Annotated in this window: 9 protein-coding genes and 1 pseudogene; 5 read left to right on the top strand and 5 right to left on the bottom strand. The window is 60.9% G+C overall.

The annotated features are described in order from the left end of the window. Positions 1 to 192 precede the first annotated feature (192 nt). Positions 193 to 408: pseudogene (locus tag D3273_RS29320) on the bottom strand (site-specific integrase); the annotation flags it as partial. Between the two features lie 715 nt (positions 409 to 1,123). Beyond that, positions 1,124 to 3,094 carry a DUF6538 domain-containing protein gene (locus tag D3273_RS19720; protein WP_129228605.1) on the bottom strand — a complete coding sequence of 657 codons (1,971 nt, stop codon included), beginning with the start codon at positions 3,092 to 3,094 and terminating at the stop codon, positions 1,124 to 1,126. Positions 3,095 to 3,337: 243 nt separating this feature from the next. On the opposite strand from D3273_RS19720, the gene D3273_RS19715 reads away from it, so the two are divergent. Next, positions 3,338 to 5,251 (top strand): site-specific integrase, encoded by a 1,914-nt coding sequence (locus D3273_RS19715; protein ID WP_165359577.1) that lies wholly within the window; start codon positions 3,338 to 3,340, stop codon positions 5,249 to 5,251. Between the two features lie 362 nt (positions 5,252 to 5,613). Here the strand turns inward: D3273_RS19715 and tnpC are convergent, their stop codons facing one another. From tnpC to D3273_RS19700, 3 genes are all read right to left on the bottom strand, one after another. Further along, positions 5,614 to 6,663, bottom strand: a complete 1,050-nt coding sequence (tnpC, locus tag D3273_RS19710) for an IS66 family transposase (RefSeq protein WP_129228603.1) — start codon at positions 6,661 to 6,663, stop codon at positions 5,614 to 5,616. Positions 6,664 to 6,693: 30 nt separating this feature from the next. After that, positions 6,694 to 6,852 (bottom strand): ArdC-like ssDNA-binding domain-containing protein, encoded by a 159-nt coding sequence (locus D3273_RS19705; protein ID WP_129228602.1) that lies wholly within the window; start codon positions 6,850 to 6,852, stop codon positions 6,694 to 6,696. Between the two features lie 363 nt (positions 6,853 to 7,215). Further along, a complete protein-coding gene (locus tag D3273_RS19700) occupies positions 7,216 to 12,084 on the bottom strand; it encodes a DEAD/DEAH box helicase (protein ID WP_245501292.1) in 4,869 nt (1,622 codons plus the stop codon). Between D3273_RS19700 and D3273_RS19695 the strand changes: the two genes are divergently transcribed. Genes D3273_RS19695 through D3273_RS19680 form a run of 4 tightly spaced genes read left to right on the top strand, consistent with a single transcriptional unit; the run spans position 12,074 to position 20,630 of the window. Continuing rightward, positions 12,074 to 14,074 (top strand): UvrD-helicase domain-containing protein, encoded by a 2,001-nt coding sequence (locus D3273_RS19695; protein ID WP_165359574.1) that lies wholly within the window; start codon positions 12,074 to 12,076, stop codon positions 14,072 to 14,074. The genes D3273_RS19700 and D3273_RS19695 overlap by 11 nt on opposite strands. Further along, positions 14,067 to 17,189: a helicase-related protein gene (locus tag D3273_RS19690; protein ID WP_129228599.1), complete on the top strand. Its 3,123-nt coding sequence runs from the start codon at positions 14,067 to 14,069 to the stop codon at positions 17,187 to 17,189. The genes D3273_RS19695 and D3273_RS19690 overlap by 8 nt, the downstream gene beginning before the upstream one ends. Further along, positions 17,179 to 19,014: a DUF1998 domain-containing protein gene (drmB, locus tag D3273_RS19685; RefSeq protein WP_129228598.1), complete on the top strand. Its 1,836-nt coding sequence runs from the start codon at positions 17,179 to 17,181 to the stop codon at positions 19,012 to 19,014. Before D3273_RS19690 ends, drmB begins: the two co-directional genes overlap by 11 nt. Continuing rightward, positions 19,011 to 20,630 (top strand): NERD domain-containing protein, encoded by a 1,620-nt coding sequence (locus D3273_RS19680; RefSeq protein ID WP_129228597.1) that lies wholly within the window; start codon positions 19,011 to 19,013, stop codon positions 20,628 to 20,630. The genes drmB and D3273_RS19680 overlap by 4 nt, the downstream gene beginning before the upstream one ends. Positions 20,631 to 20,670 lie beyond the last annotated feature (40 nt).

The raw sequence follows: 20,670 nt of genomic DNA, 5'->3' as shown, positions 1-20,670 counted from the left end.
CTTGCCCGCCTGCCGGACCACCCCGCGAAGCGCCTCGACGAGCTGCTGCCCTGGAACTGGAAGGCCAGCCGACCCGGTGCAGTCCTGGCCCAGGCGGCCTGACGCGCTCGGCGGCACCGCCCTCACGCGGCAGCCCTGACCTGCGGTGCTGACCGGACGCGTACGGCGTCGCGACAGGTCCGGCCGGTCCAGCGTGACGTTGAACAGAAAGCGTAACCCCGACACTGCGTTGTTGACCGTGGACGGCTGCACCCCGCTGTCGGCCTGGTGGATCTGGAAGCGCCGGACGTCCTCGGGCGTGGCGGTCTCGGGCGAGCGGCCCAGGAAGGCCGCGAAGTTCCGCACGGACATGATGTAGTTGCGCTGGGTGTCCTCGTGCAGGCCGCGCATGGCCATGTCGTCGAGCATGCGGCGGCGGAGCGGGCTGACCGGGGTGGAGGCTTGTTGCTGGGACATCGCGTGATCCTCGCGAGATGAGGGATGGACCCTCATGCTCCGAGGCTGGCGGAACCCGTTCAAGCGCTCGCGCTGATCTCCAGTTGTGCCCAACCTCTCAGGAAGCCCTCCCGCGAGAGCGGGTTCGTCCGTGGGTCGACAAGCGGCCGGGGCGGCGAAGCCGACGAGCGGTGTCAGAACCTCACCTAAAACGCCACCTTCGAACGAGGCTGTGGAAACGTTCGCCCTGCTGACCGACGTCGCGGTCATGTCATCGCGTCTCGGCGGCAACCTGCTATGTGTAGCACATCGGTGTGAGCGGCGCTGTGCGCGTCGTGCGGGTGTCAGAGGGCGAGCGGGGGTGCTGGGTGTTAGCTGGGGACCCTCCCGCCCCTGCAAGCATCCGGGTCGGTCGACGACTCTGCCTCGAAATATGCCGCAGCCGAGCGTAGTTCTATCGTTGCTTCAGAGTAACGATGCTGTCCGTGCAGGATAGACAGCAGCGGAGGTCACGACACTACTGATCGGAGCAGGATCGGAGCTCGCGCGGTCGATGCACTTTGTGCATCGACCAACATATAAATCAATATCGCTCTTCTACTGTATCATACCAAGCGAGGGAAGTCCTGACCCGTCCGCTCACTGTGTGAACCGGCGGAAAAGGGGTCAGGACTTTTCACGTTTGGTATCAGACGCTTCGCCTCGAAGCCTTCGGCTTCGGCCTGATCTTCGGGTCGGACAGGTCGGGCCAAGCGGCCGACCGGTCGACGGCGTCGGATCGCCTCACGGCTTCGATCAGGGCCTCAACATCAATCGGCAGACTGAGCCTGTCAATCGATATCTTCAGAAGCTCGACGGACATGCCGTGGTTGTAAACCGCACTCATCGCGGAGCGCCTGCCTTCGCTCTCGTGACCGACGATCTCTTCGACGTGGCTCTGCGGCACGCCTGCTCGTAGAAGGAGTGTCTCCGCGGTATGCCTCCACGAATGAAAATCCAGACGTGGGTCGACGACGCCGCAGTGCTTGCGGAAGAGGCCGAACCACGAGCCGAACGGCTCGGCATTCCGCTCCATCGCCCCATACGAAACGGCATCCGGGAACAGTGGCGCTTCCGGATCTCGTCCGTGTACACGCGCATCCATGAAGCCGAGCCGCAGCAGGTCGCGATGGAGGGGCACGTCGCGCGGACTGCCTACATCCTTAAGTCCCTTGTAAAGTTCCGGCGCCGTCCAATTGAAATAGGCAACTCCACCAGCGGTAAGTCGAACGTGCTTGACCTTGAGAAGCGTCGGCTCCTCGCGCCGGGCACCGTGCAGAGCGCCGATCAGGGGCAGCCAGTAACGGTGATCCCTGGTGACCAATGGCCCGGTCTGCCTCCAGTAGTGGCCGGACTTCGCACCCGTATATTTGGGAGCCGAGAACAGAGTCCGGATCTGGCGATCCTCGTAGATGATGCGCGAGGGGTCATCTTGGCGCCGAACCGCCTTCTTGGGTATGCAGACGAACTCACCGGCGCAAACAGACTCGGTGCCTTTCGGCAAAGCCGCGCCCTTGCCAGCGCACCAGAGAAAGAAGCCGTTCAGCGTCGAATTGTGACTATTCCAGGTCTTGTTCGACATGCGATCGACAACGTGCCCCTTGCTCATCGCGACGACAGCGCGAACTCCGTTCGCCTCGTAGACGCTGCGGTACGCGGAATTGTGATAGTAGTTGCTCGGCAATTCCTTTATTATCGCGTGGAACGCAGAAACGTCCTCGGTCGTGTAGTCGCCGGGCTTCTTGTCCCCGCAGCACTCAAGCCAGTGCTTGAGCGTCGTCTTCGTCGCGTCCGCTTCGGTCCGCTTCCATTCCTCCATCAAGACCTTGTGGGAGGCGAACCTGGGCCAGAGCGCCGACATCAGCTCATCGGCGTTGCGCAACAGAGGACTTGTACCGACGGACGATGTTGGCGTCGCGACCGGAACGTCGGTAGTCACGGGCCTCAACTGGTCGATCAGCACCGATACGTCGTCTCCGACCTTCGCGGCCCGCATCGCCGTGAGCACCTCGGGCGTCGCCTCGTATTCGGCCTCATCGATCAACCGAACGGCTGATGTAGCAGGGCGAAACCGCGCGAGGCGGTCGAACACGGCGGCAACTGGCCCTGCTGCTGCTTGCAGACCTTCAGTCACCGCACGGCAGAGGCGACGCTCGTCGTTGCTGCCAGCCTGAACGTCCTTGCCGACCACCTCCTGCGCCAGCACGCTCACGTTGTCTCTCTGGACGACGACATCGTTGCGGTCGAGCATGCTGCCATAGAGCGCCGCCTCGCCGCGCAGTCGGTCGGCCCGGTCCACCGGCTCGTCCAAGCCGGAGAGGGGCACTCCGGGGATCACGTCGGCGATGGCGATCTCGATGTCGTCCTGGAAGGCGTCCACCGCCGCGGCGACGACCTTCGCGATCTCGCCTCGGGTCAGGGCCTGCTCGCTGCGGACGCGCATGAACACCAACTCCGTCTGCGACCATAGCCGGTGCACGATGCGTCGCGCCTCACCGGGCGTGGCGCGCCCGATCGAACGGACGATCTCGTGCGAACCGAATCGATCGCGCAAATCGACCGGGATCTTACGACGGAACAGCACGGTCGCGCCACGGCGGCGCGCATGGGTGAATGGCATGGCGGGATGCAACCCGCGCCCGGGTGGTGGACCATGCCGGTGGACCTGGACGCCCTCAGCCAAGCGGCATGGCGACCAGCGTATCGGAAAATCAGCGGCTTAGGAAAAAGGAAGATCGAAGTGGCTGGGGGACCTGGACCCCAAGCCAAGATGACCAAGTCATCAGAGAAATCAACAAGTTGGCAGAAAGCGAGATACCCGAGCCCTGGCTGTGGTCCACACACTGGTCCACAGGAGCATTCCGTGTCCTTCGGCAGCTACCTCCGCCTGCGTGGCGGCACCTACCACTTCCGCGTCCGGATCCCCGACCCCTTGCGTAAGGCGGTCGGGAAGAGCGAGATGACGGTCTCGCTCAGGACCGGGCGTTTCGACTCCGCTATCCGAGCGGCCAGGACCATCAGGACAGGGCTCGACAGCATTATGGAGGCGGCCGACCAGGGTGCATCCTACGCCGAAATCGAGCGGCGCGTCCGGGCCTGGATGAGTCGCTCGGCCCTGGACTACGAGGCCAGGATTGCCCTCAACGACGGTCTGAGCGGCGCCTTCAGCGCCGACGAAGCCCGTACGATGGGACCCGAGGTCACCGCCGAGATGGACGGCCTTTTTCGCTTCGTGGGTATGACGGGTCGAGACGCGGCGAAGTCCGCGGCCGTGCGCGCGGCGGCGGGATTGATCTCCGATCCCAAGTTGGACGGCCTCGTCCAAGCGCTCGCTCGAGACATGGGCTTCGACGTCGCGGCCGGTTCGCCGGCCGCCAAGCTCGTCCGACGGGCGATCCTGCGCAATTTCCCGAACCTCCTCGATCATCGCGATGCAGCGGACCTGGGCTTGCCCTTGCCTGATCGGGTCCTCGACGCGGTACAGCCACGACAGGCGCTCGGCCCGTCCTCATCGGAGCCACAGAAGGCCCTGGAAAGCAGGCTGCCGATCCGGGAGCTATGGGACGCCTTCTGCGACTCCAAAATCGACGGAGGCGAGTGGAAAAACGCCGAGAAGGTTGCCGCCCGCTCGACCCTGAAGCTTTGGCTTCAGAGCGAGGGCGAGCAGCCTATCTCCGCCTATCGCACCACGAACGTCGAGCATTTCCGCAGAGTGCTTCGCGGATTGCCGGACGACTACTATCATAACAAACAGTGGCGATCCGTTTTCGATAGCCAGGGCACGCTCGCATTGTTCGAGCTTGCCAAGCTGGCCGACTGCGCACGCATGTCGCCGAAGACGTTCAACAAGCACCTGAGCCGCCTCAATGAGTTCTGGAAGTGGGCTGCTGGCAAGGGAGACGCGCTGCCGAGCGGCAGCCCGTCGATCTTCACGGGCTCGTTCATCAAGGTCCAGAAAAACCGCATCGGCCGACGTCTGCGGCTTGAGCTTCGCCGCAAGTTCGAAGAGGACGAGATCGCGACCCTGCTGGCATCGCCCACCTTCCTCGGCGCTCGCTCTGCGCGTGACTGGAAAACGAGGGGCACCCTCGTCGTCCCCGATCACCGCTACTGGATCACGCTGATCGGGCTGCTGCATGGGATGCGGCGCGAGGAGCCTGTCGTGCTCAAGGTGCGCCACGTCAAACAGAAGGACGGTATCTGGTACTTCGACCTGCTCGACGAAGAAATCGTGCCGCTCCTTAAGGACGTCGGCTCGCCTCGGCACATTCCGATTCATAAAGCCCTACTGGAACTCGGGTTCATCGAGGCTAGGGTTGAGGGGCGCCGGCCCGAGAGCGCCCTGTTTCCCGAGGCAGTGTCGCACTCGGAGATCGCGCGGCATGGCGATCCGTTCGGAAAGTGGTTCCTGCTGTTCCGGCGCTTCCACGGCGTGGACGATCCCAAGCTCGATTTCCACTCGGTCCGGCACACGGTGATCTCGCGCCTTCTGGACGCTGGCGTCCCCGAGAACCACGTGGAAGAGATCTGCGGTCATGAGGGCGCCGGCCGTCGCTCCGAAATTGCGGCGTACGACCATGGTCGGCTGCTCGGAATACTGAAGCTCGCCATCGATCGTCTGATCATCCCCATCGACACATCTGGTTTGGTGCTGGCGCGGACCAACTCCGAGCGCGTGCACGGGATGTACAAGATACCCGACCAGGTCGGCGCGTCGGCGAGCAGTGGAATTCGTCATCAGAAGTCGGCAGCTGAAAAGCCGGCTTCGAAGATGTGACGTCTGGAGTAGACCGAGAACGGGGCCACGCGGCGGAGGTCTCGAAAGATCGATGCGCCGGCGAGCACCTCGGACCTGCCCTCGGTACCTTTCTGGAGACAGAATGGTGGCGTTCGTCCGCCTTGTCGCTCCCTTGCACCCGAGCGGTCGTCTCCACCTTCCCCCACCCGTGGTTCGCGGCTATCAACATCCTCATGTTGAACGAAGCGGACACCTGTCGACGATTCGTCGTGCCGCTCCTGCAAGCCGCGGGGTGGGATGCTGGTACCCCTACGCCGAGGGACGCGGGATCGGCTCTTGCGGTTTCCTGCGAGGCATGATGGCGGCCAGTCCATCGGCGGGCCGGCTTGCGAACGCCCGGATCAGGCCGCGGCGTCGAGGCTTGGTGTTTCGGCCGGGATGGGTTGCCAGTTCCACGGCAGCAGCTCGCCGAGGCGCTGGGCCGGGTGGGACGCGATGCGGCCGAGCACGTCCGCCAGCCAAGCCTGAGGGTCGACGTCGTTCAGCTTCGCCGTCACGATCAGGCTGTTGAAGAACGCCGCTCTTTGGCCGCCCCGGTTCGAGCCGGCGAAGAGCCACGCCTTGCGGCCCAGGGCCAGGCCGCGCAGCGCCCGTTCCGCCGCGTTGTTCGTCATGCACACACGCCCGTCGTCGAGGAAACGGGCGAAGGACGGCCAGCGGTCGAGCATGTAGTTCATCGCCTTGGCTACCGGGGCGGCGCCCGGAAGGCGGGCGCGCTCGGCGCGCATCCAGTCTTCCAGGGCTGTCATGATAGGCGCGGAGCGCAGGCTGCGCACCGCCAGCCGCTCGGCCGCGGAACGGCCGCTCACCTCGCGCTCGATGGCGAACAGCTCGTCCATGCGCCGCACGGCTTCGAGCGCCAAGGGCGCGATCATCGCCACCTTCTTGTGGGCTCTCTGACGCGCCGCGCCCTCGATGTCGGCCAGCTCGAAGAACTTCCTCCGCGCGTGGGCCCAGCACGCGGCCTCGATGATCGGCGCCGGCTTGCGCTCGCCCCCGTACAGCTTGCCGTATCCCCCGTAGGCGTCGGCCTGCAGCACCCCGGCCCAGCCTGCGAGGTGCACCTGCGGGTGCTCGCCGCGCCGGTCCGGTGAGAAGTGGAACAGGGCCGCCGGGGGATCGGCGCCGCCGAAGGGACGGTCGTCGCGCACGTAGACCCACACGCGGCCCGTGCTCGTTTTGCCCTTGGCCAGCACCGGCACGGTGGTGTCGTCCCCGTGCAGGCGCCCCGCCGCCATCCCATGCCGTCGCGCCACAGCCGATACCAGCCGCGGCGCTTCAAGGCTCTCCAGGACGATCCGGAGCTTCTCTTCCTCCGACCAGCGACGGCGGCGGCCGAGTTCGACGACGGTGAGGCGCTCTGGCAAGTCACTGACCTTATGGCTGTCCATACGGTCACTTTTCCTCGCCCGACCCCTCTCTCACAAGGCGGCCCTCGCCGCACGGATACCATTGACCGGTCGCATGATGCTCCCGGCGGACCGATGCCAGGGCATTTGAAAGTCGCCGGCGCCGCGCTCGATGGCCGCCACGATCTGGTCGGTGATATGCTGATGGATGTCGAAGCGATCCTTGCTCATGGTCCCGTCTCCCTGTGGGGTTGAAGGGCGGGTTCAGGCCCCGTCCTGAACCCTTGCCCCTCGGCGAGAGCGGGGAGGCAAGCGCAAGGAGGCTCCCGACGCACGACGCCGAGGCTCCGCCCGAGGGACCCGCTTGCGGGAGACGGGTGGATGCGGCGGCGCGGGTCTGGATGCCTTGCGCGCGCCAGGGGCGGCGTCCCCTAGGAGCGCGGCCGCGTCGGCGGCCGGCACGAAGATGCGTGAGGGATCGTTACCCGGCAGGGCGGAGACGCCACTGGCGGCTCCGGGCGCTTGCGCTAAGAGCCCGGCCCACAGGGCACGCCTGCGGAGCGACCGGGAAGCTGCGGACTGGCTATAGCATGATCAGGATGCCTCGCGACTTACTGCTCCCGGCGGAACATAGTACTGCTCGAAGTAGTTGTGGGCGAGCTTTCCCGTGTATGCATCAAGGTTATCCTGCACGGTAATAATGTGGCAGGTTTCCTTTCCGCCGTTCGCCGGACCCCGGAGACCACGCCCGACCATCTGCATGTAAAGAGCAGGGCTGAAAACCGGTCGGGCAATAACAATCAGATCCGTCGCCGGAGCATCAAAGCCGGTAGTCAGCGCCGAATGGTTACACAACACGCTGACTTCTCCGCGCTGAAAGGCCTGGATGAACCAGCGGCGTGAAGCGCGGTCTGTTTCTCCGGTTATTGTCGCAGCTGAAATGCCCATGACGTTTAGACGCGCCGCAAGGCGATGGGCGTGCTCGACAGACGTCGCAAAGGCCAGTGTAGATTTACGTTTCAACGCGGCTATCGCGTCAAGAATGCGATCATTCCGCTGCGCATTTTCTCCGAGGCGCCGGAGCGCAGTCTCATTCAGCTGATTGAACTTTTCGAGATGTTTTTCCTCCTCACTGCTAAGTAGGAAACGTTCATTCATGACCAGCGCAGTATAAGAAAATTCCGCCAATACTCCCCGGCTTTGCAGTAATCCGAAAAGCTCAGCCTGCTGCCCCGGAAGCAGCCGGTTATCAAAGCGACTGGCGAGTAGTTTAGTCTCTTCTTCGCTTCGGCCTCGGAAGGGCGTCGCGCTGAGGCCTACTATTGGGGGCTCCCGATCATCGTGCATGGCATCCGGGCTGAGCCAGCGCAGCATCACAGAGTACGCAGGGGTCAGTGCATGATGGCACTCATCAATGACAATGAGGCCTGGGCGGCTTGCCCAGCTGAGGGCGGGGTCATTCATCCGTGATGTAAGCGTCTGAATGGAGGCCACAATGACTGCGGGCTCACCACGGGATGCCGGACTCGGGTTGATCTGGCCGCCCCAGAACCGGATCAGGCGCAGAGTTTCACCCGAAGCACCGATATTGGACCAGAGCTCCCTGAAACACTGAACTGCCTGCTCGCATAATTCGTCGGATTGCGCGATCCATAGTACAAGCCGGTTAGCACTCTGTGGCGAGAGGATTTCCCGGACTGCTGTCTCGGCAGCAACCCGCGTCTTTCCGGCGCCTGTCGGAAGACTGATGACCGCGCGGCGCCGGCGGCTCTCGCTGTCTCCGATAAGCAGCTTGAGACTGGCGACGACCTCCGCCTGAAAATCGTGCAGCGGTTTGAGCGGAAGAGGCCCGGAGATCGCCAGCTCAGCTTCCCGGCGCTCTGCCGGTGAGATGGCGTATTCTGGTGGGAAGCCAATTGCTGCGATGTAGTCGGCAGCTGCGTCAGTTCCCCACCTCTCTGGCGGCTCGAGTCCCTGCTCCTGCATTGCGTGCCTCACCATAGGCAATGTCAGAAGAGAAGGGCCATACAGCGTTAGCGTCACCCGGGCCATGCGGTCAGGGTCAGCCCTGAGCATTTCTCGAACGTCGTCTTCATAAAGCGACAGAAGCGCCTGGCTGCCGCCGGTGGCTCTCAGCAGTCGGGCCGGCAGGCTTGGCTCCGCTGCAACTAAGCGGCGGCGGGCTGAGACACCCGACGTCAGAATCTTATCGAGCGCATTATCGTCATCGATCCAGCCGCATGCCTTCGCCGCTTCGATCAGAATACGCACGCGCACTGGCCAGGGATTTTCGCTCATCGCATTCTGAGCGATCAGCAAGTGACCTTTCTCGACTGTCCAGTCTACGGCGCTGCGATGGCCACCAATTGCGCGCTCCATCAGCGCTGGCATCACAGCAGAAGCTGTGCCAGCTACGCCAAGTTTCAGAACGTCACGCAGCGACGGTTCAAGATCCAACAGCAGCACAGTAGGGTTCTCATCTGACTCAGAAACCCAGTCGAGCGTTGCCTCTTTGTCCAGGGAACGTGCTCCGGCTGCCATCCATAGAGTGGACGCTGCAGACGAGAGACATAGCGCAGTGATACCGGCGCTTCGGGCCAACGCGATCTCGTGATGTGATCCGGTCATACGAACCTCCGAAATCAGGAGAGGTCCGTCGGGCGTACAAACGTGGCGGGGGACCCTGTCTTCCTTTGCTGCAGCTTCGAAAAAAGCAGCCAGGGTCTGCGGTTCAATGTCTTCCCCGCCTGCGTATCTCAGGCAGGCAGACCACGGAGCTCTGATTTCTGTAGGCGGAAAGACGGAGAAGGCGGTGTAGAGAGCGGTCAAACCTACCATATGTTCCGACAGGGAGGGAATAAGACTGAAGATACTGGTTGTCTCGGGACTCAGCACGTCGGCGATCGCTATCCGCTCATGTGAATTAGTAAGTACTCCCCCTTTCTTCAACAGAGCAATGAATGGATGACAGAAGGCCATTGTCGCCCAGGTCTGGGGACGACTGCAGTGCCGGAAGAGGACGGGTGCGAAGTCAGACAGTGCACTTTCCGCAAGCGTTCGGAGAAACCGGGCTGTAACGCGTGGACGGCATCGATCGGGGGAGAGCAGTAGAAGCTGCCACGATGCGGGAAGACGATAATCCTCCGGGCCGAGAAGCTGCCGGTCAGGACGACGCTTCAAGGATTCGTGATAGGCTGATCCCGAGGCTTTCTCCCAATCACGAAGCCAGTGATCTGCGAGCGATCCGGTTTCGGGCTGATACGCAGTCGACCAACGCAGTGCGGGAAACTCAGTAATATCGAGTTCTACGAGGAACGATGTATCGCTTGCATGGAAGTCTGTATCCAGCAGCATCCTCTTGAGCTGCTCCCGCCTATCCTGGTCGGCGACATCCTTGACGTCTTCGATCGTAATTAGTGCACCGGGAACTATGACCTCATCCGCTGGATGCCAGCCAGCTAGTGTGCGCACGAAGATAGTATGGCGCCCAGCCTGAACGGTGAATTCGTCCCATGTCATACGCCGCAGGATTTTCCAGACTTCAGCCCAGGCGTCTTCATGATGGCTGGCACGTTCAAGCCAAGCGATCAGCAGCCGCTCCCAATCCGTATCTTCTCCATTCTGCAGGTGAAAGCGATGTCGCAGGATGTTCGTCAGGTCGGCAGGGCTCCGGAGAACCGGGTGGACTGGCTGCAAGGGCGGATCGGCCTCTCCAGCCAGGGTCGCCTCTGGCGCCGCGACCAAGCTTCCGGTGGCGGTCAGTATCAAACGGATGCTGTCGCGCACTTGATCCCAGGACCAGCCTGTTACGGTTGCAGCATAACGGTCGGCAAAACGCAGGGCGTCAGGCGCACTTCCCGGATCCGCAGTGGCGATTTGTTGCAGCCATTCGAGCGCCGCGGCAGTGCGCAGCCTCGGGAAGTCGTCGGAAGACTGCCCGCCCGGGCTCAGCCGCTCCGCCAGCTGGCGAAGGCGGCCAGTGCGAGCCGTCGTGGCAGTGCAGGTCGGATGGAGAAACGACTCGCAAGCCTCCGGGGAAGCAAGCTGACTCCAGGCTGCGATTAACTCAGGGTTTTCGAGTGGTGCGCGCCAGAGACGGGCTGGGTGAACTGCTTCCTGATCACAATTTGGGAGAATTGGTCTTTCGGCCAGCAGCGCCCAAAGCGCATTTACCAGAGGCGCGGCGGGCTCGTTTGCGGTGATAAGATCACGTGGAAAGGCATCCAGCACGGCGCCTGGATCGTCCGGCGTCGCCAGCTTAGAGACGTTCGCGACGATAAGCTCGGCAGCGCTTTGCATGAGAGCTGCATTCCAGGCACCGGGTATAACTGACGTGCGATCGCTGTTCAGCTTCCACGGTGCATTGAGGATCCCGAGCGTGCGCGTTTCGGTCGTTGTCGGGAAAAATGCGAAGAAACGGCCTGCTTCACGTACGCCACCGATCGGAGCCGCCCAAATAAGGGGAACGCTGTCCCGGGAGTGAACCGCGGTCGCATCTTCTTTGGCCTCCTGGCTCGTGATCTCGACGGTTGTCTCAAACACGCGCCACTGCTGCGGCGCCCGGCGCTCGTTTGCCAGATCTTCGATGACAACCGTATCATCCGCTGAGGTCAGGCGGCGGAGACGGCGAACTGAATCGGGTGTCCGCAATTCCAGCTCTACGTCGCAGGGCAGAAAGAGCAGGAACTCTGATGGGAACGCCTGGATCTCCGCGGTGACCGCGCTGCGGGCGCCCGGAGCTCTGAGCTCTGCGAACACGACCGTGCTTGCCCAACGGAAGCGATCAGCGCCTGGCGCCGTAGTGATCTCTTCGTCCCACGTGCCCGGCTCCGCCAGCCGAAGGCCGGGCGCCGGCGCTCCAGGACGCAGGCCCAGATGGGATCTTATCGCCGAACGGCTGCGAGCCGGATCGAAATGTAAGCATACAGTACGGCTGAATACGTCGATCGTTCCGCCGAGGCGCAATAACGATTTGAAGCCGAGGCCGAAGCGGCCGATTTGTCCCGCCCGTTTCCCCGACGCATGTGAGTTGAGCAGAGCCCGCACACCCGACGCATCCAGCGGCAGCCCGGTGTTAGCGCACCATAGCCCGCGCTCATCCGCTTCGACGACAATGCGATTTCCAGCGTCTGACACGCCGATGTCTGCGATCGCGTCTGCTGCATTTTGGATCAGTTCGGCTACTTGTCGGTAAGCATACCCTCCGGCGAGTACTGAAGTTTCAATATTGGCATGCTCCTCAGCATCGTGTGGCGCTGTACGATAGGCAGCAAGGCGTTGCTGACAAAGCTCCTCCGCATAGACGACAAGTTCCTCAGGATACGATGTCCCAACCTGTGCTAATGACACCTTAGTCACCCTTGCTCGTCTGCCGTCTGCCGTTTGCAGCTTGCCGATAGCCGAGTCGATGTTATCATGCCCTGCAAAACGCGAAGGGTGGAAATTGACAAGCGTGAGCGTCACCGTCCGCAAGGGCCGCCGCATCATAGATACGGTTGACCGCCCTCTTCATGAGACGGTGCACGGTCCAGCAGTCCGATATCGCCGCCGCCTCTGGACGTTGAAAAACAACTCAATCGATCTCGACGGTCCCTGTCTGGATGAAGAGATCGAGCCCCAAACGGAGCTTCAATCGTTGATGGAGGATGGTCCTGACCTCGCGCAGGAGGAGATAATCCGACTGCCTGTGAGTGCCCGGGTGCTCGTCGGTGCCGGTCCAGGTTCCGGTAAGACGCACGCTGCCTGCCAGCGCATCGCAGCTCTGATCAACGGCGGAGTGCCCGCGAACCGGATTTGGGTTGTGAGCTTTACGCGCACAGCCATTGTGGAATTCAGGAACCGGATTGCCGCGGGTCTGTCTGAGGCAGCGGATGCGGCATCTGTCCGTATCGCAACTCTCGACTCGCATGCCTGGGCAATACAATCTGGTTTTTCCCCGACCGCGGCTTTGACCGGGGATTACAATGACAACATCCGCTCAGCCATGGAGCGCGTGCTGTCTGATGAAGACGCGGCGGAGTACCTGGGGACCTTACAGCATCTGATCGTCGACGAAGCGCAGGATGTGCTGGGTATCCGGGCTGAATTCATCGGTCATATCATCGATCAGTTATCCCCTGGAGCCGGTGTCACTGTGTTCGCTGATGCTGCCCAATCGATATTTTCTTTCACCGAAGACGAGAACAACCAGTCTCCAGGGGCAAGTCTCCTCGCATTGCTTAAGGCAAAAAGCTTTCAGGAAAGGGAGCTCAAGCGTGTGCATCGCACCAGAGATCCGCGACTTCGGCAGATTTTCACCGACGTGCGTAGAAGTCTTCTGACTAACCATCCTCACCCGCAAAAGCAGTATGAAAATGTCCGGCAAGCTATCAGCCGTCTTGCTCATGCCCCGGCCGGGTCCCTCAACGACTTGGATCTGACAAGCATGAGTGATCGTACTCTGGTTCTGATGCGTCGGAGGGCAGAGGTGCTGGACCGTTCGTCACGCAACGGTGGCGTGCAACACCGGCTGCGGATGTCGGGACTTCCAGTCCGACTCCTGCCCTGGCTTGCTGCTGTTTTCTGGGACTACACAGAGGGAACTAAGATTTCCTGGAGTTTATTTGAACAACGCTGGCATTCGAGAGTACAAGGCGCAATCGCGGTTCATGCCTCTACGGCAATGGAAGCTTGGTCTCATCTCCAGGAAATTGCTGGGATTAATCCGAGAACTATCGATCTGCGTGTGCTGCGCAATGTATTAGGGCGATCCACGCCTCCAATGTTGTTTTGCTCGGCAGAATTCGGCGACGCCGGGCCCATTATCGGCACTGTGCACGCCAGCAAGGGGCGCGAGGCGGATGAGGTTCATCTTTTTATGCCCGCCCCAGATCCTGAGTGCGACAGCCCGGGCGAGGAGGCGCGTGTGGCTTTCGTCGGCGCTACGCGTGCGCGGCAACGCCTGTGCGTCGGCGAGAGCGCGCCTAATTTCAGCAGCAGCGCTGCCAGCGGGCGTGTGTTCCGCTTCACCCGGAAGGGAAATCTTCAGGTTGAAATTGGTCGCACGAAGGACCTGCAGGCAGCTGGCTTGGTCGGCCAACGAACGTTTGCTTCTGTTGAGGCAGCGCAGGCAGCTCAAGACTCTTGGTGCCAGCAACCCTTGCGGCAGCAGCTCATTGCGCGCCAGCAGCAAACGCTCGACTATGAATACGAATTAACCGACGGAGATGATGTGCGACTTGCTGTCATGAGTCCTCAATTCAAGAGAGGGGTCGAAGAGGTTGCACAGTTTGCCAAGAGGTGGCCTCCCGCACGGACCTTCCCTTACATTCGGTCGCTAGGCCTTCGCAGCATCGTTCTTCCAACTGATCAGGTTGAACTTGAAACATTACATGATCCATGGCGGAGCAGCGGCTTTGTGATAGCGCCGCTGCTTATCGGGTATTCCAGCGGAAGGTTCGGCGGTAATGGTTGAAACAGTAAGTTTGACGGGCACGGCACGCGAGCTCGTTGTTCAGCGTCTGACCGAGGATTTGATCGGTCCCAGGGAGCCGGAAGAAAAACTGAAAGCGCGACCGTCCGATGTCTGGCTGACGGGAATTCTATGGCCTTCGAACACGGAGCTCGCGCCGGAGGAAGATGAGCGGCTCGCTGTCGCCGGGGACGGAGAAAGCACGGGAGAGGACACGGACGATCAGGCTCGTCCCGCTGCGGTAACTATGCGGCGGCCCTCGACCGCCGGCCTCTCGTTCGCGGTCAGGGCAGAGGATGGTGCAGAGCCGGAAGTCGAAGTCCGGATCAGCTTTGCGCTGTATCAGCGCGACGAGTCTGATCCAAAGGACCGGCACTGGCGTCGTGTGCCGAAGACGCCCAAGGCTGTCCGCGCAACGCTCGAAGCCGGCTTCAAATATCTGTCGCTGGACGATGTTCCAGAGCTTCCCGGTCTTGCCTTGAACGTGCGTGCTGCGAACTACAGCGGCGGGCGGCTTGCGACGATCACACTGGTAAACGCGTGTCAGATGGAGGAACCGGATCGCAATCGCGCTGAAATGCTGACCATGTTCCAGGTCACCATGGAGCTGGTACCTGGAGGCAAGACGATTTTTATAGCCCGTCCCTCGCGGCGTGCTGTCGTCGACGATGACGACGCCTCTGCTGCATTGCTTTACCGGCATGCCCGTGAATACGCCGCCGGCCACACCTGCTCCGCTGACTGGACCCTTCGCGGTGCGGGTGATGATTGCGTGGTCGAAGCGCTGCGGATTTCCTGGCTTCCGGCTCAGGAAACGCCTGCTGTAAGCAGCGCCGGACACCCTGTGTTCCAAGACATCGGCAGGAATGGAGTGAAACCTCTTTCAGCGTCATGGCTCGCATCGGCCCCGGCGGTGGCTTTGTTGGGAGCGCTCGGCGAGCTGTGTGACGCGTATCAAAAATGGATCGAAATACAGACCGCCGCTGCGACCCGGCTCGATGCTGAGCATCGAAAAGCTGCACACAATCATTTACGGCAGGCTGGCAATGTACTTGTCCGGATGAAGAAGGGGGCAACCCGGTTAGCTACTGACCCTGATGCTGCGCTCTCGTTCCGGCTGGCCAATCTCGCTATGCACACGCAAAGCACCTGGAAGGGGAATGCTTTGCAATGGCGTCCCTTTCAGCTCGGCTTTCTTTTACTCAGCCTTGAATCAGCGATTGATGGCGAGCATCCCGACCGCAACGTGATGGACCTGCTATGGTTCCCAACAGGCGGCGGCAAAACTGAGGCGTATCTTGGCCTCATCGCTTTGGTGGCCTTTCACCGGCGTGTCTCGCGAAAGAACCCCGACGATGGGGCCGGTGTCGCTGCCATCATGCGCTACACCCTTCGACTTCTGACAACACAGCAGTTTATCCGCGCAAGTGCGATGATTGCTGCCTGCGAGGCGATCCGGCGTGGGAAAGTTGCGACGCCGCAACCGGTCAAATTGGGAACAGTGCCGTTCTCCATCGGTCTCTGGGTGGGTGGCGATGCCACGCCAAACGACCGTAGACTGGCTTTCGCCAGCAAAACCGACCCGATGCTGTCAAGGCCCGATCAGCTGACAGACTGTCCCTGCTGCCATAAGCGATTGCAGTACGCTCAGGAAGCTGCTGCCGATCCTGTGACCGTTAAATGCTCGAATCAGTCTTGCTTGTTGTTCGGAGCGCAACTGCCTGTCTGGACCGTCGATGAAGATATCTACATCGAACGGCCAACGCTTATTATCGGCACAGTGGACAAATTTGCGCAGATTGTGCGCAGCCCAAGTACAGCCCAGCTGTTCGGTGTCGGAACCCGGGCGCAGCCGCAATTGATCTTACAGGACGAGCTGCATCTCATCGCAGGGCCACTTGGCACACTCGCCGGCCTTTATGAGAGCGCCATCGATATCATTCTCTCGACTGACGGAACGCAGCCGAAGATTATAGGCTCGACCGCAACAATCCGGCGTGCCTCAGAGCAGGTCAAAGCTCTATTTTCGCGAGAAATCTGTCAGTTTCCGCCGCCCGGCCTGAACAGTTCTGACTCTGGGTTTGCTGTTATCGACCAGGACCAGCCGGGACGCCTTTATGTGGGTGTCACCACATCCGGACGTTCGGCCAAGTTCACGCTCCAGGCGGTAGCGGCCTCTCTGTTGCAGACCGCTGCAGCCCTGCCGGACAAGGAGCGAGATCCATACTGGACGCTTGTTACTTACTTCAACTCACTACGGGAACTGGGAGGAGCTCTGGTCCTCTTCCAGGATGACGTCCATGACACGCTGGATCAGGTCTCCCGAGCACGAGGGGAGACAATCCGCGAACCTGAGGTGATCGAAGAGCTGACCTCGCGGCGATCCCAAAATGAGATCAAAGAACTTCTCAAGGAGCTCGACTATGATGCAGCAAGCGGCATGGCCCTGGATGCGGTGCTTGCGACCAACATGCTCAGCGTCGGGGTGGATATTCCGCGCCTCGGACTGATGCTGGTGAACGGTCAGCCGAAGACAATGGCTGAGTACATCCAGTCGACAAGCCGCGTTGGGCGCGGGAAGGTCGCAGGCCTAGTTGTTCCTGTACTCAACGCAGCAAAGCCGCGCGATCGGTCACATTTTGAGACATTCCGGACATGGCACGCAACGCTGTATCGCGATGTGGAAGCGACCAGCGTAACGCCCTTTGCCTCACGTGCCCGGGATCGGGCGCTCCACGCAGTTCTCGTTGCGATAATCCGTCACCGGATCCCGGGCATGCTTGCGGCGCCAGCTATTGATGACGCGGTCCGGATTCAGGCCGAGGCTCTGATCGAGCTGGTGGCTCAGCGCGCTCGCGACATCGATCCGCTTGAAACAGAAGTGAAGAAGGATCTCCTGGATCGGTTGAATCGTTGGATCCGCCTCGCACCAGAGTTCTATTGGAAGACCCACAGTAAAGGTTCGCTGCTTCAGGGCGCAGAGGAAGCCGCCGCGAAACGGGCTGCCGGACGCAGTCCAGGACAGGCGTGGCCCACACCGAACAGCATGCGCAACGTCGAGCCCGTCACGCCTTACCGTCTGACGGAAGGTCTCAAGGGAGTCCAGAATGCCCGCTAAAGATATTGGTGAGCTTCGTCGCAGCGCGGTTATCGGCACGTTTGGTCCCGGCGCGGTCGTTGATTTTCGGACTGAAGAAGCTGCCGTTTCCGCGGTCATAAGCAGCCTTGAAGAATGGGATCGCAATTTCAAACCAGCTGGCATGCTCAACCCGCAAACCGTCTTCGAGGTGCGGCTACAAAAAAAGCTTAATGTGAAAGGCTTCCGACTTCCGCCAGTCCGGGATCCTCTCAATAAGCAGGACAAGGAGCGATCACTCGTAGCCGTGCGGTTTCCGCGCTGGCTGCAATGTCCCGGGTGCGACAGGATTGGCGACGTCAACCAGTGGAATGGCGATCCCGGCGAAGCGGCATGCTGGTGTACTGAGTGCTCGCGTAAGCGAAGTGCCGCGCTGGGCAAACAATATGTCGTTCCGGTGCGCTTCATCACCGCCTGTGAGCACGGCCATTTGGATGATTTTCCATGGCATTTCTGGGTGCAGCACAGGGAGGAGTGCAATAACAGAAACGGCTTCTTACGTTTGCGCTCCGAAGAGCCTGGACTTTCAGGGATCTTTGTAAGCTGTGACGAATGCAAGGCTCGCCGATCGCTGGACGGTGTTTTCAGCACACGGCAACGGATTTTGCCGGCCTGCCGGGGTAAGCGACCCTGGCTAGCGGATGGAGACGAGACCTGCGGGGCGCCTGACAGCATTCGCACCATGCAACGTGGCGCGTCCAATCTCTATTTTCCTGTCATCGAGTCGGCGCTTAGCATTCCACCGTGGTCAGACAGACTGCAGGAGGCAATGGGGGTCATGTGGGATATTGTGGCCACTTCGCCCTTCGAGCAACGCGCGAACACCATCCGGCTTCTTGAAACCCACCTTTCGGACGTGCTGACGGAACTCGATCTCACGCCCGAGCAGCTGAGTATCGAAGTCGAGCAGCGATTACAGGCACATAACGCGATCGAACTCGACGATTTGCGGCGAGAAGAGTACCGGCAGCTAAACGTAGCAGTAGCCACCAGTGGCCCCGACCGGGAATTTGAAGTACGGCCTCGCCAGGTTCCCGACGAGATCCGAAAGTGGATATCCCGCGTCGTGAAGGCCGTACGCCTGCGGGAGGTGCGTGCCATGACCGGCTTTACCCGCATTCATCCAGCGGGAGATACGGCAGCGCCGAATATAGCTAGGCTTTCGCTGGCACCACTGAGCTGGCTGCCGGCGATCGAGGTGCGGGGAGAAGGCATTTTTCTCGCCTTCGACGAGGAGCGGCTGCAAAAATGGGAGAAGCTAGACTCTGTGAGAGCGCGTGCAGGCCTGCTCAATGAGCGCTTTCTCCAGGAGTGGCGCGGTCGGCAGGAAGCAGAAACTCCACCACCTTTGATAGTCACGCCTCGGTTTCTCCTGCTTCATACTTTCGCCCATAGCGTGATGCGTCAGCTGACCCTGGATTGTGGGTATTCGTCTACCGCCTTGCGTGAGCGACTGTATATAGAAACAGGTGAATACGAGATGGCCGGTGTCCTCATCTACACCGCTACCGGCGATGATGACGGGACACTTGGCGGACTTCAGCGGCAAGGAGACTCGGAACGGATTGGAAGAACAGTGATCGCAGCCGTACAGGCGCAGGCTTGGTGTTCGTCAGACCCTCTCTGTATTGACAGCCGGTTGACCAACCCTGAAGCAATGTCGCATGCGGCATGCCACGCCTGTGTGCTGGCGCCGGAGACAGCGTGTGAACATTTTAATCGCTTCCTCGACCGGGCCATGCTGGTCGGACTGCCGGATGAGCCCTCTGTCGGGTTCTTCTGCGATCTCGTAACGCGGAGCGCATGATGGCCGGCGCAACAATGTGGCCGCGCGAGCTGTCACACCAGCTGCGAGCAGATCCCTTACGCCGTGCCGAGGTGAGGGTGTTCGATGCGCTCGAGGGGGCACTGCCAGCTGGCTGGCAGGTTTTCTACAGCCGGCCATGGCTTGGACTGACGCGGACGGGCGGAGAGCGCGACGGTGAATGCGACTTCGTTTTAGTTCATCCCGATCGCGGCGTGCTGACGATCGAGGTTAAGGGTGGCGGGATTACCTTTGATCCCCGATCCGACCGATGGACCAGCGAGGACGCAAATCGCAGGATTCACAACATAAAAAATCCTGTTGCGCAGGCGATGAGGGCCAAGCACGCGATCCTCGCCAAAGCCGGGGAGCAGCGCAACTGGCCCCGTCAATTCGTGCGCTTCCGCCACGGCGTGGTGTTCCCTGACGTGGCATCTCCTCCTGGCGATCTGGGAGCGGACCGTCCGCGCGAGCTGTTCTGTTGCCGTCCGGATTTGACAAGGCTTCGCGCCTGGGTCGAGGAGCGACTAGCCGGGGGTAACGATGAGCACGGACCTGGGCTATCCGGGCTTCAAGCACTGCAAAATGTCCTAGCGAAGCCGTTTATGCTGCGAACACCTCTGGCCTACCGGCTCGAGGATGACGACGCGGCCATCGCGGCGCTGACGCCAGAACAGTATTATATCCTCGACAGCATTGCGGAGGTCACGCGTGCGGCAGTTGGCGGCGGAGCCGGGACAGGTAAGACGATCGTGGCTTGTGAGGATGCTCGCAGGCTCACCGAAGCCGGGAAGCGTACTCTTCTGACATGTCGCAGCCTGCCGCTTGCTGCGGATCTGCGTCAGCGGATGCAAGATAGCGCTGTTACCGTGTTGTCCTTCGATGAGCTCGTGCGCAAATTCGTACCGTCCGATCGTTCTGGGGCTGATCCGGCGGAGCTGTTAATGCAGGCCGTCGAAGCGGACCCAGGGCTTCGTTTCAAAGCTATTATCGTTGATGAGGCTCAGGATTTTAAAAACCATTGGTGGATCGCGCTCGAAGAGCTGCTGCTCCCGGACCCCGAGGCTTGTTTGCATGCGTATTTCGACACCAACCAGCAGCTGTATGGAGTGCTGAGCGCGCAGATCCAAGGGTTGTCAATGGTCCCAATCCGTCTCACAAGGAACTTGCGCAATACAAAGTCGATTCATGCTGTAGCCACTCACCATTACAAAGGGCATACCATTATTGCGGATGGTCCCCCCGGCGTATCAATCGCGCTGCATCGGGTCACAGACAAAGAAGTAGTAGTGAAGATAACGGCTCAGGTGCAGCTGCTGACCGGGGTGGAATGCGTCAGTTCGTCGGACATCGTTGTGCTTGCTCCCGACGTCCGCACAAGAGACATGCTTCGCAAGCAGATCTCTGCTGCTGTCCTTTGCAGCACTATCACGGACTTTAAAGGGTTGGAACGTGCTGTAGTTATAGTGGCGGCTACTCGTGCTATAGCCGATGTAAGTGAACTGGCTTACGTCGCGTTATCGCGCGCTCGTACCCACCTCATAATTGTCGGGGAGTCTGTCGTTTTGGACTGGCTTCTACCAGCCAGTGCCGCCGCTGCTGACCGTGGAACAGGTTGAAATTGATCGTTCCCCCGCGAGCCGGTCGCTGCTGTTTCTG

Origin of the sequence: Lichenibacterium minor, assembly GCF_004137685.1 — a bacterium.
Taxonomy (GTDB): domain Bacteria; phylum Pseudomonadota; class Alphaproteobacteria; order Rhizobiales; family Beijerinckiaceae; genus Lichenihabitans; species Lichenihabitans minor.
The sequence above is the reverse complement of the archived record's forward strand: the minus strand, read 5'-3'. Positions and strand labels throughout refer to the sequence as shown.

Coding starts and splice junctions, on each gene's coding strand:
- tnpC (WP_129228603.1), bottom strand. CDS start 6,663: ATGGACAGCCATAAGGTCAGTGACTTGCCAGAGCGCCTCACCGTCGTC.
- drmB (WP_129228598.1), top strand. CDS start 17,179: ATGCCCGCTAAAGATATTGGTGAGCTTCGTCGCAGCGCGGTTATCGGC.
- D3273_RS19680 (WP_129228597.1), top strand. CDS start 19,011: ATGATGGCCGGCGCAACAATGTGGCCGCGCGAGCTGTCACACCAGCTG.
- D3273_RS19705 (WP_129228602.1), bottom strand. CDS start 6,852: ATGAGCAAGGATCGCTTCGACATCCATCAGCATATCACCGACCAGATC.
- D3273_RS19690 (WP_129228599.1), top strand. CDS start 14,067: ATGGTTGAAACAGTAAGTTTGACGGGCACGGCACGCGAGCTCGTTGTT.
- D3273_RS19720 (WP_129228605.1), bottom strand. CDS start 3,094: ATGCCATTCACCCATGCGCGCCGCCGTGGCGCGACCGTGCTGTTCCGT.